Source organism: Janthinobacterium goodfellowi (assembly GCF_051380695.1).
GTDB lineage: Bacteria > Pseudomonadota > Gammaproteobacteria > Burkholderiales > Burkholderiaceae_D > Janthinobacterium.
Genome location: NZ_JBNYXN010000001.1, coordinates 829,254 through 845,920, shown reverse-complemented (window position 1 = coordinate 845,920; position 16,667 = coordinate 829,254). Strand labels below are relative to the sequence as shown.

The following is a 16,667-nucleotide window of genomic DNA, read 5'->3' as shown; positions in this document are numbered from 1 at the left end:
CATGTCCCATTACGCGTGCTTCATTGAGCAATGCGGAACTCGATACGCCGGTTCCTCGCCCGGCCATCGGCCGTGGCGTTGCTGGCCACGGGACGGTCCGGCCCCTGGCCCGACACCAGCACGGTATCGGCCGCGATGCCCTTGCCGGACAGATAGGCGCGCACGGCTTCGGCGCGCGCCTGGCTCAGGGCGACGTTGCTGGCGCGCAGGCCCGTGTCGTCCGTGTGGCCGATCACCTCCACCTTGCGGCCCCGCAGCTTGAACATGGCGGCCGCCATCTCGTCGAGGATGGCCAGGCCGGCCGGCGTGATGGTGGCCTTGCCGCTGTCGAATTCGATGATGCGTTTATCGAGCGCCGCATCGAGCAAGCCCTGCTCGGCCTCGGGCGCCTTGACCCGCAAGCCATTGTTGACGATGTAGGTGGGATTGAGGCTGGTGGCGATGTCGCTGGCGATCTGCTGGCGCTGCGCCTCGTTCGCCACTTCGCCGCGCACGCTGACGTTGTTGCCGTCGACGCTGATCTGCCCCCGTGAAATGAGCTTCAGGTTCGGCGCGATCAGCTTTTGCACGTAGCCGTTCCAGTTGGCCGGCACGGCCACGTTGCCGATGCTGATCTGGTCGACCACGCGCTCGGCGCCGTACAGTTCGCGCAGACGGGCCAGCACGGCGGCCTTGCCCGCCTCGTCGGCCAGGGTGCCCGTGACGAGGATCTGCCCCGGCATCGGTGTCTGCGGCGCTTGCGCCTGCGTCTGGGCGATGCAGGGAATGGCGGCGGCAAGCAGCAGGAAGAAAACGGTTGGTTTCATCGCAATCCTTCAGGCAAAGGTATCCGTGAACATGGCACAGGCCGAGCGCAGCGACAGCTGCTCCTGCTGCAGGCAGGCGGAAAACCGGCGCAGCGCCGCATCGCGTCCCAGCTGCTCCTCGACCCAGTCGAGCTGGTCGAACACGATCAGCCGTTCGCTGCCGGCCTGCGGATCGATCAGCGCGCGCAAGCCATGCGGGTCGGCGCCGCAAAAACCGATCACCAGCACGGGCGCCTCGTCGAGGTGGGAAAAGAACAGCGCCAGTTCGAAATCGGCCTGGCGCAGGAAAGGCGCGATCAGGTGCAGCCAGAAGCTGGCCACCAGTTCGCGCAGCGGCGCCTCTTGCGGCAGCGGCAGCACCAGGCTTTTCTCCAGGCGCGGCAAACCGCTCCGGCGCACTGGCTGCAGCAGCAGGCCCAGGCCCAGCAGCAATTCGCGCACCGTCACGGGGAACGCGGGCGAAGCGAGCAGCGTTTGCAAGCCATGCACGGTCTGCGCCTGCAGGAAGGCGGCCAGCCGCGCCGCGTGGCACGGTGCGGCCGGTTCCACTTCCACCACGTTGCCGGCCAGCGCCAGCAGCGCCGGCCCCGGTTCGGCGCTGGCCACGATTCCCTGCGACAACTGCTCCACGCGCTGCCACAGGGGCGCCAGCGCCAGCGGGCTGCAGCCGACAAAGGCTTCGGCGTCGTCGACTTCCAGCGCGCCCATGGCCATGAAGGGAAAGCGCCGCAGCGACTGGTCATTGCTCGCTTCCAGGCGCCCGGCGATGGCGCGCCGGCTGCGCGTGCCGACGAAGGCAAAGCGCAGCGGCGGCAAGGCGTCGTAATTGAGTTTCCAGCGCGGCTCCACCGTCAGCGCAGTCATGACCTGCGCCAGCCAGTCGTCGAGCAGCTGCACCAGCGCGTGGTTGTCGCAAGCCTTGATGAAGTCGCCGCGCGCGGGGATCTTGCCGAAGTAGCCGAGGCGCACCTGCTGTTGCGCGCGCATCATGGCGACACTCCCGCTGCTGCGGCGATGACCGGTACGGGGGCCGGAGCACCGACGATGGTCTCGGGCAGCTGCATGCCGCGAAAGCCCTGCTCCTGCACCGCCGCAGTCCCGCCCGCACCCGTCGCCGTCGTTTCCGCGCTGCTGGTGATTTTCAGGTCGACCGCCACGGCCACCTCGCCGCGCGTCCAGCGCAGTTCGAACACGCCGCCGTCCTTGCGCTTCTTGGCCGCCGCATCGATCATGCGCTTCAAGCCGAACTGTCCCGGCTCGTTGAACAGTTCCACCGTGCGCCCGTCGAAGGTGACGGCCGTGATGCGCGCCCCCTGCATGCCCGCCGCGCCCTGCGGGCCCGGATGCACCATGTTCGTCCACTGCGCCGGCGTGTTGCGGTAGCGCAGCTGCTGGCCGTCGATCTCCACCGTGTATTCCAGCGTTCCCGGCGCGGGCGACGGCTGGATCTGGAACACGGTTTGCGCCGCCGTCGAAGTGGCCGCCACGCCGCCCGCGCCCAGCGGCGCGATCCAGCCGGGGAAGCGCGCCACCACCTGCGGCGACAGGCTGATGCCCATGTCGGCCCAGGTGCGCGGCGCCAGCACGTCGCCGCGCCGCACTACCAGGGGGCCCATCGATGTCGTGACGAATTTCGCCACCAGGCCTTCCGGGCCGAAGAACTGGCCGATCTCCAGGTTGCTCGCCTCGATGCGCGCCGTGGGCGCAAACGGATATTTGTTGGCCAGCGATTTCTGGAACGGCTCATACACCTGCGCCGCCCAGGTCTTGTTGATATCGAGTTCGGCCGGCGCGACGATGACGGCAAAGGTCTGCATCAGCGGGCGCACGAGGATGGGGCGTATCGCCTGTTTTTGCGCGTCGCTCATCCCCGTGAGCAGCTGCTCGTCGACCAGCTTCAAGGCGTCGGCCAGTTCGGAACCGCTGCCCTCCAGGGTCTGCTGCATGAACTGGCGCGCGCCCGGCCCCGCGTCGCCCTGGTTCTTCAGCAGATTCAAGCGGCTGCGCAGTTTCGACAGCGCTTCCAGGTAGGCGCGCATCAGCGAGGCATTGTTGTCCCTGGCCGCCACCAGCTTGCCCACGCCGGCAAATTCGCGCCCCACGGGGCCCATCGGTTTGTCCAGGCGGGCCAGGTCGAGCTGCGCATTGACGCCGGGACTGGCCGTCAGCTGCGACGGCGCGCGGCGCAGCACGGTTTCCTTGAACCAGGCGACGATGCCCCGCTCGGCCTTGCGCAATTGGGCATTTTGCAGCGCCGGGTTGTCCCACGAGGTTTCCTCATAAATGGTCGTCAGCAGCCTGGCGACCGGCGACGATTGCGGGTCGCCCAGGCGGTTCATCGCCTGCACGGCGCCGTCAAAACCCTTCAGGTCGGCGACGGCCACGCCCTGCACGAATTTCTGCCACTCGCGCGCATAGTCGGCCTTGTACATGGCCACCAGGTTTTTCTCGATCTGCTCCGGGCTGCCTTCCAGGGTCAGGTCGTCGGTCGAGGCGCTTTTCAGCACCCAGTCGGCGCTTTGCAGCTCGCGGTTGGCGGCGTCGCGAAACGCGCCCTCGACGAACTTTTCCCAGGCCTGGCGCGTAAAAGCGCCGGAGACGGCGTAGCTGCCCGCCAGCAGGGCCTGATCCTGTTCGCCGACGATGCGCGCCACCGTCATGCCGGGAAAGCGTGTCGAGGCGCGCGCCTTGATGTCGGCATACACGCGCTCGCGCGCCGGCATGCCGCGCACCACGCGGCGCAGGTTTTCGCGCGCCTGGTCGACCATTGCCAGCTTCTGCTCGATGCGCGGCCAGGACGGGTCGCCGATCTGCGCCAGGTAAAACGTCAGCAGCCGTTCTGCGCTGCGTATCATCTGCTCGCGCGGCAGGGCGCCCCGGTTGCCCTCCAGCCAGCCGCGCCAGAAGCGCGTCATCTGGTCGTTCAGGTGGCTGCTCTCCGCATGCGTCTTGTCGGCCAGCATCAGATAGGTTTTCAGCGCGTTGTAGGCGTCTTCCACATTCGTCGCGCTGGCCGCCTGGTACTGCACGCTGCGCGGCGCGGCGGACGCCGCAGCGGGCGATGCGGCGGACGGCGTCTGCGGCGTGCGCGCCGTGGGCTGCAGCTGGTCGGCGCTGGCGTTCATTTCGAACAGCAAGGCTTCCAGCGCGCCCGCCACGGGGGCCAGCATGACCTGGCGCGCGCCGGCGAAATATTCCTCGCGCAGCTTGCGCTCCAGTAAATCGCCCTGGTACAGGCCCAGGCGCAAGGACCACGGCCGTTGCGTGCGGTACGCTTCCAGCTGCTCGATGCGGTCCTGCAAGATCTCGAGCGCTTCCAGGCGCGACTGCAAGTCCAGGCGCTTCTCCTGCAGCTTCACCACCTTGTTTAAATCGGCCTCGACGTTGGCCACCAGTTGCCGGTTGCCCAGGTAGGACCAGCTCCAGCCGCCCAGGCAGGCGCCCAGCGACACGGTGGCGGCAAAGAACACGGCATATTTGAAGCGCAGCCTGGCGCGGTTGGCATAGTTGGCCACCAGATGCTTGTCGGCAAAAATGACCTTGCGGAACAGCTCCAGCAGGAAATAGCCGTGCTGGCGCGCGCCCGATGGCACGGCGGCCGGGGCCGGCGCGAAGGCCAGGTCGAAGCGGCGCGCCACCTGCTGCGAGGAGGCACTGACGGGCTCGCCCTCCTGCAGTGCGCTGGTCAAGTAAAAGCCGCGGAACACGGGCTGGAACTGGAACGGGTTTTCCTCGAACAAGGTGGCGATGAAGGCGCGCAGGGCCGGCTTGATGGCGGCAAATTCCAGCGGAAACGTAAACACGCCCGGAGCCATCGTCTTGCGTTGCCGGTGCGCCATGTTGGCCAGGCTCAGCTCCGTCAAGCCATCGTGCAATTCATCGAAACTCTGGTCGAAAAAACTCAGCAAGTCGGCCGTGGGCAGCTTGCGCTGATACGGCATGGTGGCGCCCCAGACGCGCTCGCGCTCGCTGCGTTCGGCGTCGGCGAAAAACTCCGTGAAGCCGGCGATCAGGTCCGCCTTGGTAAATACGATGTACAGGGGCGCGAACACTTCCAGGCGCTCGATGACGTCCTGCACGCGCTTGCGCAGGCTGCGTGCCAGCTGCATGCCGACGTCGGGGTCGCCCTTCAGTTCGGCGATGCTGACGGCGATGAGGATGCCGTTGACGGGCGCCTTGCGCCGGTATTTTTTCAGCAGATCGAGAAAGCCGAACCACTCGCCCCGGTGCTCGTCGACGACGGAGTAGCGCCCTGCCGTGTCGAGCACGATGCCGTCCGTGGTGAAAAACCAGTCGCAGTTGCGCGTGCCGCCCACGCCTTGCACGACCTTGCCGTCGGCGAAAGGGAACTGCAGGCCCGAATGCAGGATGGCGCTGCTCTTGCCGGCGGCCGGATTGCCGATGATCATGTACCACGGCAATTCGTACAGGGCGGCGGCGCCCGACTTGAGACCGAGCTTGGACGTCTTGATGGTCTCGATGGCGGCCAGCATGCCCGTGCGCACGGCGTCGAGTTCGCCCTGCTGCGTGTTGCTGACCGTCGAGGCCGAGGCCGCTTGCGCGGCAGCGATCTCGGCCTCGTTGAGGATGGCCTGGCCCAGCGCCTGGGCATTGCGCCGCGCGCGGCGCCGGCGCCACAGCCACAGGCCCAGCCAGGCAAGAAAAGCCAGCAGCAGCAAGGCCAGCGCCCAGATCAGCGCCACTTCCAGCACCTCGGCGCCCAGATACAGGGATACGGCCAGCGCCACGAAGCCGAAGATGGTCAGATTGCGGCTGTCGGTGAGGAAATGCCAGAGTCGTCGCAGCATGATGAGCCCAGGGTGAGGTCGCAAAGCAGGATGAATGCCGCCGCGCAGCAAGGCGGACTCGGTCCATGCTGACAGCAATGCGGCGCGCCTTTGTTGACATATGACAAGTACCAGGCGCCAGCGCGCGGCAGGCGCCGGTATGCCATTGACGCTGCGCAAGCAAGCTTGCAGCGGTGAAATTCGGGCCGGTACGCGGCGCTAGAATGGCTGGCGCGGCTTACTTGCCCAGCACGCGCGGTTGCGGCAATTCCGTGTGGCCAAAATCCATCATGGTCCAGCGCCCACCCCAGCGCAGGCCCACCGATTCGGCCGTCACGCCATATAAACGGTAGCCGCGCATGGCCCAGGCATTTTTTTCAGAAATGATGAGCTTTCCTTCATGCATGAATGCGCAATCGGCGGCCAGGCCGTACTGGTGATAGCTTTGAAACGCCCGGGCGTTGGTCACGTTCGGGCCGGCCGCCGCCAGTTGATCCTGGCGCGCGGGACTGCGGTAGCCTTCCAGCAAGACCATGTCGTAACCATGCACATCCTTCATGATCTTGAAGACCAGCAGCAGGCGCTGCGCGTAATCGTGGTCGAGCAATTGCCAGTTGCGGCTGGCGCCGCCCAGCAGCGGACGCAGCTGCGTCACCTCCGCCGTGGAAAACAGCAGCGGTGGCAAGGTCGGTGGCGGCACCAGCTGCTCGCCTTTCAGCAGGTCGCTGACCTGGTCATTGATGACGTGTTGCTGGTCGGCATAACCGCGCAGGGCGATGCGGTCGCTGGACAGCCAGGCCAGCAGCGGCGGCACGATGACCAGCACGCTTCCTGCCAGGCTCAGCCAACGATGCCGCCACAGCAACCGACAGGCGCGCGCCATGCCCGAGCCCGTGTGCCGCTGCACGCGCTGCCACTGCGCGCCGCCGCCCCGCTGCAGCCCCTGCGCGCGCCGCTGCATGCGCCAGCCCAGGTTGACGAGCGTGTGCAGCACGATGGCGCGGCCGCCGGGAAACAGCAGCAGCCAGCAGGCGAAACAGGCGAGCAGGAAATACATCAGGATCAGGGCAACGAACATGGGGCGCTCCGTGACGGGAATCGGCGGGGCCGGGCAAGTAATTGCTCGGCGGTATCGCTAGATCGTAGGCGTCCGCGGCCCGCATGAGCGCGGTTTACATCAAGGTCAGTCGAATTTGATCCACTGCGGAGGTGATATTTTGTCTTTACTGAAAACCGGGGATGGCCAGACACGCGGTCCTGACCTGCTAAGCAAGGCCGGCGCGGCTGGCGCACGCGTCGAAGGCAAGGGCATCCTGTCGCAGCTCGAACACGGCGTCGCCGCACCTGCGGCCATGCCGGCCCTGCGCTGGCGCCCCGGGTGGCGGCACTGGGCCGCCGGCGCGCTGTGCCTGGCGGTGCTGATCACGGCCGTGCTCGCTTATGACACAGAGGCCATCCACCTGCCGCCGGCGCCCGTCGCCGCGATGGCCACGGCGGCGCCCGCACTGCCCGCGCCGCCAGCGCCGCCAGCGCCAACGATGCTGCCGCACGCGGCGCAGGCGGCCATCATCGTCAATACGGCGGGACCGCCCTTGCCTGCGGCGGCGGCTCCGACCGCAAGCGCGCCGCCCAAGACGCTGGCGCCCGCGCGCCAGGCGGCCACCCGTCCACAGGGTGCGAAGCCGGCTGCCGTGCCCGGCGACAGCGACGTCGCCTTGCTGACGGCGATGGTCGCCCATGCACACCGGCAAGAAGGCTCGGTGCCGCCCGTGCGCGACGTCGTGCTGCGCCAGCAGGAGCAGGGAAAGGAACAGGGACAGGAACAGGACACGGCGGAACTGTTGCGGCGCTGTCAGCAGCTGGGCCTGATCGAAGGCATGCTGTGCCGTTCGCGCATCTGCTCGGGCCGCTGGGACAGCGATCCCGCCTGCCATTGAGTGCCGATGCACACGGCGGGACGTCAGACCCGCTTGTCGCGGGTGGTCTCTCAGGTGGTTCTCGGGTGAGCGGCCGCGTCCATGCGGCCTTGCAAAAAGCCTTCCATCAGCGCCAGCAATGCCTGCGGCTGCTCCTGGTGCGGCGTATGGCCGCACTGCTCGACCATGGCGGGCATGGCGTTGAGCGCCTGCGCCACGATCGTGTCGACCTGCGCGACGCTGCCGTACTGGTCCTCGCTGCCCTGCACCACCAGCGCCGGACATTCGACGGAGGGCAGCAGGTACTCGATATTCCAGAACTGGAAGCCATAGCTGAGCCAAGTCTCCGACCAGGCCTTGAAGATGGTGTCCGTCTTGTCGCCATGGTATTTCGCCAGCGCGCGCAGCTTGCCCGCGCCAAACGCCGCGTCGGCCACGCGGATGCCATCGAGCGTGATGCCTTCGACAAACACGTGCGCCGCTTCGGTGATGATGCCGCGCAAGCGCGGCGGCTGCTGCGCCGCATAGATCAGGGCGATGCTGCCCCCATCGGAGTGGCCGATGAGAAAATGGTCCTGTCCCGGCAGCAGTGCGGCGAGCACTTGCGGCAGCTCGCACAGCGCGTAGTCGTGCAGATAATGGAGCTGGCGGCGCGCCGCCAGCGGCGACGACTGTCCATAGCCATGACGGTCATACAGCAAGCCGCGGCAACCCGTCGCCTGGCATAGCTGCGCGGGAAAATCTTTCCACATTGCACAGCAACCGAGTCCCTCGTGCAGGAAAATCAGCCAGGGCTTGGCGGGGTCGCCGTCGATCAGTTCGTAATAGATATCGGTTTCGGCACTCAGGTTCAGTATCGGCATGGGCTAGGCTCGCAACGGGTTGCGCATCGACAGGTCGGCTGGGCCTATTGTGCCATTGTCCTGCGCGGCATGCGTGGCGTCCCCGTAAAAATAGCCTGCCGGAAAAGATCTAGCCCCCTGCCTGCAAGGTGTTTGCGCCAGCACAAGTTCGCACCGTTTTTCCGCCGGCGCCGCGCACTTTCCGCCCCCGTGTATGCCTAGAATGGCTTACTCCAACAGCATGGAGCAGGCGGCTACCTTATCAGCCAGGACGTGACACTGGCCGTCACGGCAACAGATAGGGCGTCTTGCCGCACGACGACAGGCGCGGCGTCCAAACTATCGATCAGGAGTACATCATGGAAATGAAAGTAGAACATCGCACCGGCAGCAACCTGGCACTGGATGAAACCGATGCGCCGATGGAACAGGAAGGCCAAAGCGCCAAAGGCGCGGCCGCACAGGACTTGAACCTGAGCCCCGCCGCCTTCACCACCTACTACACGTGGACGGCCAATGGCGTACATCCTTCGGTCAACTTCGTCAACGCCAATGTGCACGCCAATTCGCGCGTATTTCTCAACATCAGCGAATATAGCGCGAATCCCCAGGACCGTTTCATTGGCGCCGCCCGCATGGCCGTGTACAACATCGCACCATACAACGGCGGCTTCCGGGCCTGGGTGGAAATCTCCTGGGGCAGCCCGCTCAAGGTGCGTTTCGACGTGTTTGTCGATCCCTGATCAGGGAAACATTGCGCGTGTCCCCGCCACCAGCGGGCCGGCATCGCGCAAGCCGTTGATGCACTGACGGGATGGCAAGCATGGATGAAAACCGTGCGCGCATGACAAAAGGGCCGCGTGTTGCCACGCGGCCCTTTGCTACTGCTTGTTCTGGCTCCCCGACCTGGACTCGAACCAGGGACCTGCGGATTAACAGTCCGTCGCTCTACCAACTGAGCTATCAGGGAAAGGAGGCCGAATTATATACGTCAAAATTTCCCATGTCCAGTTGTTGCTGCATGGCCCGCAAAAACAGGCCCTTACGCCAGCAAGCGTGCGGGCGTCAACCACGCCGCCGCGCGGATATGCGCTTGCCAGGCGCACCTTGCCCTTGGCTGACTGCTCGCCCCCGACATGACAGAATCAAGCCCCCCGGGTGAACAAGCCCGGCAGCAGCGGCAGTTCGGAGGACATTGCCGGGCAGATGGCGGCCGCCATCGTGGCGCGCCTGATGGCCGAACACTTGGCGCATGGGGAAGCGGCCGTGCGCTTCGACGGCAGCGCCCAAAGAAAAAGCCGCCCTGCTGGTGCACGGGCGGCCTTGTCATTGCAACGGCAACTGCTTGCTGGCAAACTTGCTATTCGCCCAGGTAAATGAACTTGAACAGGAAGATGGCGGCGATGATGTAAGCCACCACGGAGACTTGCTTGCCCTTGCCCGTCAACAGTTTCAATACCGCATAGGTGATGAAGCCGAAGGCCACGCCGCTGGCCACCGAATAGGTAAACGGCATCATCAGCGCCGTGATGGCGGCCGGGATGCTTTCCGTGCTGTCATCCCAGTCGATGAAGGTCAGTTCGCGCAGCATCAGGCACGCCACGTACAGCAGCGCGGGCGCCGTCGCGTACGGCGGCACCGTGTGCGCCAGCGGGGCGAAGAACAGGCTGCCCAGGAACAGCAGCGCCACGGCGACGGCCGTCAAGCCCGTGCGGCCACCCGCTTGCACACCGGCAGCGCTTTCCACGAAGGCTGTGGTGCTGGACGTGCCCAGGCAGGCGCCGGCGGCAATCGCCGTGCTGTCGGCCAGCAAGGCCTTGTTCATGCGCTCCATCTTGCCGTCTTTCAACAAGCCGGCACGGTTGGCCACACCCATCAGGGTGCCCGTCGCATCGAATAATTCAACCAGGAAAAACACCAGCACCACGTTGACGATGCCGATCGACAATGCGCCCATGATATCGAGCTTGAACAGGGTCGGTTCGATGGCAGGCGGTGCCGAAACAATGCCGTTGAACTGGTTGCCGCCGAAGAAGAAGCTGGCGACGGTGATGGTGAGGATGCCGATCAGGATGGCGCCCGGCACTTTCAGGCGGTCCAGCGCGACGATGATGAAGAAACCGAGGATGGCCAGGATGGGCGCCGCCTGGTGCAAGTCGCCCAGCGCGATGATGGTGGCGGGGTTCGACACCACCACGCCGGCGCTTTTCAGCGAAATGATGGCCAGGAACAGGCCGATACCCACCGTGATCGCCGTGCGCAGCGCGGGCGGGATGCTGTTGATGATCATCTCGCGTATCTTGAACAGGCTGACCAGGATGAACAGGCAGCCGGAAATGAAGACGGCGCCCAGCGCCACTTCCCAGCTCATGCCCATGCCCTTGACTACCGTGTACGAGAAATACGCATTCAAGCCCATGCCCGGCGCCAGCGCGATCGGGTAGTTCGCGTACAGGCCCATGATCAGGGTGCCGATGGCGGCCGCCAGGCAGGTGGCGACAAACACGGCGTCTTTCGGCATGCCCGCGTCGCCGAGGATGGACGGGTTGACGAAGATGATGTAGGCCATCGTCAGGAACGTGGTCAGGCCGGCCAGCAGCTCCGTGCGCACATTGGTCCCGTTGTCCTTCAGTTTGAAATAGCGTTCCAGGAACTGCATGATTAACCCCTTGTTTTGGTAAAACCGCGCGCCTGGTCTTGGACTATGCGCATCTTTTTTTCTTGCAACAACTACTTACTGGATTACTTGCCTGGCGCGCCGGCCGGCTTGAAGGCCCACCAGCGGCTGCCCGCGAAATTCCAGACCAGCCCGATACCCGTCGCCAGCACCTGCGCCAGCCAGTAATACCAGCCCAGCTGGTGTACCAGCAGCCACATCAGCCCCGTATTGATGCACCAGCCGATGCCCAGCAAGGTGAAATACTTGCTGGCCGCCTCGCCATGACCCTTGTCGCTTTTAAACGTGAAAAAGTAATTGAGGAGATAGTTGACGACGGAACCGAGGATGTAGCCGATGCCGGATGCAAAGGCGGCGCTGATGCCGGCCCATTCCACGCCGCCCCACAGCACGCTGTATTGCACGGCCGTGCCGGAAGCGCCGACGGCGGCGAAACGCAAGAATTGGTGATGCAGGGAATGGGACATTGTCAATTTTTAAATGAACGAAAGCAGGATCGGACCAGAATAAAAAATGGCTACGATTGCTCGTAACCATTTTTCAGCCTGCATTTTACTGCAAGTTGCGCCCAACGTTCATATTCGCCGCTGTTCTGGCATTCAGGCGTTGCGCTGGCGGCGCCGGCGCAGCCACACGAACAAGGCAATCAGCAGCAAGATGCCGGCAATGCCACCGGGCAGCATGAACGGCTGCGCACGCGCCAGCACGGGCTTCTCGCCGCCGCTGCGCGCCTGCGCCACATACGCGGGCGTCACCGACACGTCCGGATTGCCATATTGTTTCAGCACGTAATTGGCGATCGAGGCGATCTGCTCGTCCGTCAACGGCTGTACGTAGGAGCGCTGGTCGAAACGGGGCATGAACGCTTCATGCTCTTCCCCTTCGATCTTGCGCTCGACGCCAAACAGGATGGCCGAGACCAGGTTGGCCGGCGTGTTGCCGCCCGTCGCCGTATTGTTGAACAGGGCCGGATAACTTTGCCCCGTGCTGCCGGCGCCGCTGGCCGAATGGCAGCTGGCACAATAGCCGGAAAACAGCACGGCGCCGCTATTCAAGGAATGGCGCTCGGTGGCGCCGGCCATGCCGCGCAATGCCGCTTCCTCGCTGGCGGCGCTGCCGTGACTGAAGGCAGCCTTGGTCTGGCCCGGCGCGCGCACGGGCGGCACCGTGCGCAGCCAGGCCACGATGGCGGCCACGTCGTCGTCGCGCAAGAATTGCAGGCTGTTCTGGATGGCTTCGGCCATGCCGCCCGCCGCCTGCCCCTTGCCTTCCACGTGACCCGTCTTCAGGTAAGCCGTGAGTTCCGCATCCGTCCACGCGCCGATGCCGCTGACCTTGTCCGACGTGATGTTCGGCGCATGCCAGGAACCGAGCGAGGCGCCCGCCAGGGTCTGGCTGCCGATTTCGGCCATCAGCGCGTTGCGCGGCGTGTGGCAGGCGCTGCAGTGCGCCAGGCCTTCGGCCAGGTAGGCGCCGCGGTTGATCTGCGCGCTCTTCGCCGGATCGGGCACGAAGCGTTTATTGTCGAGGAACAAGGTATTCCAGCCCAGCATCGACAGGCGCACATTGAACGGGAATGGCAGGGTCGTCTGGCGCGCCGGCGCGTCGACCGGTTTCACCGCCTGCATGAAGTAGTAATACAGGTCGCCCACGTCCGCATCCGTCAGCTGCGCATAGCTGGTGTAGGGCATGGCCGGATACAAATGGCTACCGTCGGCGCGCACGCCTGCGCGCAGGGCGCGCGCAAAGTCGGCTTCCGTGTAGTGGCCGATGCCGCCTTGTTTCGATGGCGTGATATTCGTCGCGTAGATCGTGCCCAGCGGCGAATCGATGGCATAGCCGCCCGCGTACGGCTTGCCGCCGGCCGCCGTATGACACGCCATGCAGTCGGCCGCGATGGCCAGGTAGCGGCCCCGCTCCAGCCGTGCGTCGGGCTTGGCGGCTGTGCTTGCGGCCGGCGCGGCCGGGCGGTCCGGTGTCAGGGTGACGGGCGGCGCCGGCGGCACAGGTGGTACAGCACGCGCGGCCAGCGGCAAGCCGGCCGCCAGGGTCAGACCCAGCAAGAAACGGCGCATCATGCGGCCTCCCTTGCCAGGGTGCGGGCGATGTCGTCGGCCGCGCGCAAGCCGAGCGCGGCCATGCTGAGGGTGGTGTTGACCACGCTGGCCGACGGCATGGCGCCGCCGCCCGGCAGCCACAGGTTGGCGTGGTCGTGGGCGCGGCAATTGCCATCGACGACGGAATCGGCACGATTCGAACCCATGATGACGCCGCCCATGATGTGGTTATTCGCGTTCAGGCTGTCGGTGATATGGAATTCCACGGCGCCGAACAGCTTGCCGATGTGTTCCAGTTGCGCATGCGCGGCCTTCGCGCCATCGCGCACGTAATCGCCCACGTCATAGTAAATGTCGGGACAGGCCAGGCCCAGCGGGTCCTTGCGCGTCTTGCTCAAGGTTAAGCGGTTGTGTGCTTCGGGCAGCGGTTCCAGACTGATCGACAAGTCGACGCCGAACGCGGCGCGGCGGCGGATCTCGTCGTCGAGATCCTTGCCCACCAGGCCCAGCTTCAACGACTGCTGGGTGGCGGGTCCGACGCGGGTGATATTGTTCAGGATCATCTTGTTGGCCGAATACTGCGAGCGGAAGGCGCCGTCGCGCGGGCCCACGAGGCAGCTGCTCTGCGCGGGACCACGGCCCGTCCAGATCGGTTCATTGGCGAGGAAGGTACAGTGGAAACCCGAGTGGTCCATCATGTTGCGGCCCACCTGGTCGGAACTGTTGGCGATGCCGTTCGGATTGTTCTGGTTGGCCGCCAGGAGCAGCAAACGGGGCGTCTCGATGCCGTTGCAGGCAATCACGAAGGCCTTGCCCGTCGCCATGTGCGACTGTTTCTTGGCGTCATACCAATGCACGGCGGTGACGCGGTTATTCTGGTCCGTGTCGATGCGGTAGACGACGGCCTCGGCCAGCACGCCCGCGCCTTTCAGCTCGGCCCGCTCTACATGGTGGATGCCGTTGTACATGGCGCCGATCGGGCAGATCGGCTGGCAATTGTTATTGCCGCAGCAGGTGGGACGGCCCTGCCATGGGCGCGTCGAGCGCCCTTGCGGAATCGGCACGGAACGGTAGCCGTGCGGGTTGACCACTTCGGCGAAGCGCTTGTCGCCATAGCCCCAGGGCACCATGTCCATCGGGTACGGCGCGCTGCGCTCGCTGGGCGACTGCAAGGCGGGATCGTTGGGACCGGCCACGCCCATTTCCTGCTCGGCGCGGCAATAGTACGGCTCCAGCTCATCGTAGGAAATGGCCCAGTCGCGCCCGACACCGTAATCGCTTTTCATGCGCATGTCGGACGGCAGATGGCGCCAGCACGACGCGGCCCAGTGCCAGGTCGTGCCGCCCACCGTGCGCAGATAGCCTTGCTGGAAACTGCTGCCGCTGGGGCCGGACAATTCCACGTAATTATTCTTTGGGAAATACAGCGGCGCGGGCGCATTGTCCGCCTGCGGATACAGGCCCTGGAAGTCGGAGCCGACGCGGTTCTCGAACGGCATGTTGCGCCAGTTTTCCACGGCTTGCCCCCGCTCGATGCGCAGGCCCGCTTCCAGCATGATCACGGAATGGCCTTGCGCGGCCAGCTGGTCGGCCATCATGGCGCCGACGACACCCGTGCCGACGATGACGACATCGGCGACGACGTCGCCATTACTCTTGAATTGCGGTGATTTCATTTTGCTTGCTTGCCTTTCGGTTCGGGAGTGCCGGTGGTGGCCGGGGCCGGTACGGGTTTGGGCGCCACGGGCGCGGAGACGCGCACGGCCGGCGGCGCCTTCAGCCACCACAGGGGGCCGTAATTGCAATAGGTCGGCACGACCTGGCCATCGGCCACGGTGCGATACATCAAGGCTTCCGCATACGCGACAACGATGGACTTCGTGCCCTGCTCAGCATGGCCGGCGACGGTGCCCGTGTACCAGGCGGCAACGATGGCCAGCGCCAGCTCGCGCAAGCTCGCATCGGCGGCGGTGGCGGCCGCCAGCAGCGCCTTGGCTTCCTGGCCCGTGACGAGCAGCGCGCCCAGTTGCGGCAAGCGCTCGGCGAAGCCGGGCACGTTCGTGCGCATGGCTTGCTCGATGCGCGCCGCCGTCGCGGCGGACAGATCGCGGTGGCCCGTGATCGTTTGCGACAAGGTGTAGAACAGCATGGTGGCAGGCGCCAGGCCGGGCGCCGCAGCGCTGGCCGGCGCCTGCATGGCGGCCGACAGGGGATTGCTCCAGAAACCGGCCTGCGCCAGCAAGGCGGCCAGGCCGATCAGGGCGTGGCGGCGGCTGATGCGGGGAAGGGATGAAACGGATGTTGCAGATGGTTCGCTGCCTGGATAGTTCATGAGACTCCCGCAAGACTTGTTGTTTTGTTGACTTCGATGATTGCGTTACATTGCATTTGCGCATATGGAACCGGTTCCATATTATCCTACAGAAGTAAATTGTCTGCCAATGTAGTATTACTATTGAGGATTTTCCTTGTGCAATGCTGGCGTTTCGCTCAGACAAAACGCCAGTCCCGGCTGGCTCCCCAGCCGGTAATGGAAATCGAGCACGCTGCCGCCCGCCAGGGTCGGCTTGCCCGGCAAAGGCAATGGGAGGTTCAGGCTGCAATCATGGTCGCCCAGGACGATGTCGCCATGCACGCGGATGCGCGTGAGCAATCGCGGCGCCTGCTCCAGCACGTCGGGCAGGCGGATGCTGGCGGCCGGCAAGCGGTCGCCCCGCCCGTCCTGTGCCTCCTGCCAGGCGCGCAAGGCGTCACCATCGAGGGCAAACACGCGGCCCCAGTCGGTGCACGGCGCATCCGGGGCACGCCGGTCCAGCCCCAGGTGCACGGTGACGGACGCCGGCAGCAGCGCCGCCGCGGGCGCCTGCGCGTGCAGATTGCGCAGGATGGCCACCTGCGGCTCCTTGCCCAGCGCCGTATTCATGGTTTCGCTGACGATCACGTCCGGCATGGCGCCGGCGGGAATGCGCCAGGCGGCCGCGTCGGCGCAAATGTATTCGGCAACGTGACCGTCCAGGCCCAGGGCCGCAATCAGCTCGCGCGCATACGCCAGGGTCTGCGTGTGCACGTCAAGGATGGCGAACCGCACCAGGCTGGCATCGAGCAGCGCCATCACGGGCAAGGCCAGCAGGGCAAACGGGCCGCAGCCCGCATACAGCACGCGCACGGGCCGCCCTTTGCTCGCGTCCAGGCGCTCGCGCACGGCCAGCGCCAGACCCTGGATGAAGGCGGCGCTGCGGTACGGTTCGCGCGCGCACAGTCCCGCCTGCACGGGCGAGATGGCCCAGCCGCTGGGCAGGAAACTTTCGCCATCGCGCAAGCCGTCCGGCCCGTCCATGGACAGGCGCGAGTGGCGTTCCACGAGCTGGCGCAGCTGCACCGTTTCGCCGACCAGGCTGGCCAGGGAGCGCTGCGGATCGCACAGCGCCGCCGCGATGGCGGCCAGTTCCGCGCGTGCCGGATTCACGCGCGACGCCACGGGCAAGGCAGGATACAGACAGAATGCATGCGGCTTCCTTGAAATGATTGCAAGTACGGGGAAAAATTGGCAGCATAGCAAATAAATAAACGTCTGCGCATTTT

At 65.5% G+C, this 16,667-nt stretch carries 14 protein-coding genes and 1 tRNA gene; 3 read left to right on the top strand and 12 right to left on the bottom strand.

Annotated elements, in window-relative coordinates; all coding sequences use genetic code 11:
* Positions 1 to 20: 20 nt before the first annotated feature.
* The 4 genes from ACQ4WQ_RS03780 to ACQ4WQ_RS03765 form a co-directional block, all read right to left on the bottom strand.
* Positions 21 to 806, bottom strand: a complete 786-nt coding sequence (locus tag ACQ4WQ_RS03780) for an OmpA family protein (protein WP_436494775.1) — start codon at positions 804 to 806, stop codon at positions 21 to 23.
* Positions 807 to 815: 9 nt separating this feature from the next.
* The gene (gene tagF, locus ACQ4WQ_RS03775; protein WP_326458449.1) at positions 816 to 1,796 is read right to left on the bottom strand and encodes a type VI secretion system-associated protein TagF; all 981 of its coding nucleotides are present in this window, start codon (positions 1,794 to 1,796) and stop codon (positions 816 to 818) included.
* A complete protein-coding gene (gene tssM, locus ACQ4WQ_RS03770; RefSeq protein WP_436494772.1) occupies positions 1,793 to 5,614 on the bottom strand; it encodes a type VI secretion system membrane subunit TssM in 3,822 nt (1,273 codons plus the stop codon). Before tssM ends, tagF begins: the two co-directional genes overlap by 4 nt.
* A 217-nt stretch (positions 5,615 to 5,831) precedes the next feature.
* Positions 5,832 to 6,671, bottom strand: coding sequence for a M15 family metallopeptidase (locus tag ACQ4WQ_RS03765; RefSeq protein ID WP_326458447.1), 840 nt, complete (start codon positions 6,669 to 6,671; stop codon positions 5,832 to 5,834).
* A 139-nt stretch (positions 6,672 to 6,810) separates the two neighbouring features.
* Here ACQ4WQ_RS03765 and ACQ4WQ_RS03760 point away from each other — a divergent pair, with 139 nt between their 5' ends.
* The gene (locus tag ACQ4WQ_RS03760) at positions 6,811 to 7,530 is read left to right on the top strand and encodes a hypothetical protein (protein WP_436494770.1); all 720 of its coding nucleotides are present in this window, start codon (positions 6,811 to 6,813) and stop codon (positions 7,528 to 7,530) included.
* Positions 7,531 to 7,580: 50 nt separating this feature from the next.
* Here ACQ4WQ_RS03760 and ACQ4WQ_RS03755 read toward each other — a convergent pair whose 3' ends face one another.
* On the bottom strand, positions 7,581 to 8,372 hold the full coding sequence (locus ACQ4WQ_RS03755) for an alpha/beta fold hydrolase (protein ID WP_326458445.1): 792 nt from the start codon (positions 8,370 to 8,372) through the stop codon (positions 7,581 to 7,583).
* A gap of 338 nt (positions 8,373 to 8,710) precedes the next feature.
* Here ACQ4WQ_RS03755 and ACQ4WQ_RS03750 point away from each other — a divergent pair, with 338 nt between their 5' ends.
* Complete coding sequence (locus ACQ4WQ_RS03750; RefSeq protein WP_436494768.1) at positions 8,711 to 9,094, top strand: hypothetical protein; 384 nt, start codon at positions 8,711 to 8,713, stop codon at positions 9,092 to 9,094.
* A gap of 151 nt (positions 9,095 to 9,245) precedes the next feature.
* Here the strand turns inward: ACQ4WQ_RS03750 and ACQ4WQ_RS03745 are convergent.
* Positions 9,246 to 9,321: transfer RNA gene (locus ACQ4WQ_RS03745), tRNA-Asn, on the bottom strand.
* Positions 9,322 to 9,509: 188 nt separating this feature from the next.
* Here ACQ4WQ_RS03745 and ACQ4WQ_RS03740 point away from each other — a divergent pair.
* On the top strand, positions 9,510 to 9,731 hold the full coding sequence (locus ACQ4WQ_RS03740) for a hypothetical protein (protein WP_436494766.1): 222 nt from the start codon (positions 9,510 to 9,512) through the stop codon (positions 9,729 to 9,731).
* Here the strand turns inward: ACQ4WQ_RS03740 and ACQ4WQ_RS03735 are convergent.
* The 6 genes from ACQ4WQ_RS03735 to ACQ4WQ_RS03710 form a co-directional block, all read right to left on the bottom strand.
* Positions 9,712 to 11,010 carry an NCS2 family permease gene (locus ACQ4WQ_RS03735; RefSeq protein ID WP_326458442.1) on the bottom strand — a complete coding sequence of 433 codons (1,299 nt, stop codon included), beginning with the start codon at positions 11,008 to 11,010 and terminating at the stop codon, positions 9,712 to 9,714. The genes ACQ4WQ_RS03740 and ACQ4WQ_RS03735 overlap by 20 nt on opposite strands.
* Positions 11,011 to 11,093: 83 nt before the next feature.
* The gene (locus ACQ4WQ_RS03730; protein WP_436494764.1) at positions 11,094 to 11,495 is read right to left on the bottom strand and encodes a GtrA family protein; all 402 of its coding nucleotides are present in this window, start codon (positions 11,493 to 11,495) and stop codon (positions 11,094 to 11,096) included.
* Positions 11,496 to 11,627: 132 nt separating this feature from the next.
* Positions 11,628 to 13,106 carry a c-type cytochrome gene (locus ACQ4WQ_RS03725; protein ID WP_436494762.1) on the bottom strand — a complete coding sequence of 493 codons (1,479 nt, stop codon included), beginning with the start codon at positions 13,104 to 13,106 and terminating at the stop codon, positions 11,628 to 11,630.
* A complete protein-coding gene (locus tag ACQ4WQ_RS03720; RefSeq protein WP_436494760.1) occupies positions 13,103 to 14,761 on the bottom strand; it encodes a GMC family oxidoreductase in 1,659 nt (552 codons plus the stop codon). Before ACQ4WQ_RS03720 ends, ACQ4WQ_RS03725 begins: the two co-directional genes overlap by 4 nt.
* Positions 14,758 to 15,417 (bottom strand): sugar dehydrogenase complex small subunit, encoded by a 660-nt coding sequence (locus tag ACQ4WQ_RS03715; protein ID WP_436494758.1) that lies wholly within the window; start codon positions 15,415 to 15,417, stop codon positions 14,758 to 14,760. Before ACQ4WQ_RS03715 ends, ACQ4WQ_RS03720 begins: the two co-directional genes overlap by 4 nt.
* Before the next feature lie 120 nt (positions 15,418 to 15,537).
* Entirely contained in the window at positions 15,538 to 16,551 is a 1,014-nt protein-coding gene (locus tag ACQ4WQ_RS03710; protein WP_436494756.1) for an SAM-dependent methyltransferase, read from the bottom strand.
* Between the last annotated feature and the right edge of the window lie 116 nt (positions 16,552 to 16,667).

What these genes read in the sequence shown, in the direction of transcription:
- ACQ4WQ_RS03780 (WP_436494775.1), bottom strand. Translation starts at nt 806, where the DNA reads ATGAAACCAACCGTTTTCTTCCTGCTGCTTGCCGCCGCCATTCCCTGC.
- tagF (WP_326458449.1), bottom strand. Translation starts at nt 1,796, where the DNA reads ATGATGCGCGCGCAACAGCAGGTGCGCCTCGGCTACTTCGGCAAGATC.
- tssM (WP_436494772.1), bottom strand. Translation starts at nt 5,614, where the DNA reads ATGCTGCGACGACTCTGGCATTTCCTCACCGACAGCCGCAATCTGACC.
- ACQ4WQ_RS03765 (WP_326458447.1), bottom strand. Translation starts at nt 6,671, where the DNA reads ATGTTCGTTGCCCTGATCCTGATGTATTTCCTGCTCGCCTGTTTCGCC.
- ACQ4WQ_RS03755 (WP_326458445.1), bottom strand. Translation starts at nt 8,372, where the DNA reads ATGCCGATACTGAACCTGAGTGCCGAAACCGATATCTATTACGAACTG.
- ACQ4WQ_RS03750 (WP_436494768.1), top strand. Translation starts at nt 8,711, where the DNA reads ATGGAAATGAAAGTAGAACATCGCACCGGCAGCAACCTGGCACTGGAT.
- ACQ4WQ_RS03735 (WP_326458442.1), bottom strand. Translation starts at nt 11,010, where the DNA reads ATGCAGTTCCTGGAACGCTATTTCAAACTGAAGGACAACGGGACCAAT.
- ACQ4WQ_RS03730 (WP_436494764.1), bottom strand. Translation starts at nt 11,495, where the DNA reads ATGTCCCATTCCCTGCATCACCAATTCTTGCGTTTCGCCGCCGTCGGC.
- ACQ4WQ_RS03725 (WP_436494762.1), bottom strand. Translation starts at nt 13,106, where the DNA reads ATGATGCGCCGTTTCTTGCTGGGTCTGACCCTGGCGGCCGGCTTGCCG.
- ACQ4WQ_RS03720 (WP_436494760.1), bottom strand. Translation starts at nt 14,761, where the DNA reads ATGAAATCACCGCAATTCAAGAGTAATGGCGACGTCGTCGCCGATGTC.
- ACQ4WQ_RS03715 (WP_436494758.1), bottom strand. Translation starts at nt 15,417, where the DNA reads ATGAACTATCCAGGCAGCGAACCATCTGCAACATCCGTTTCATCCCTT.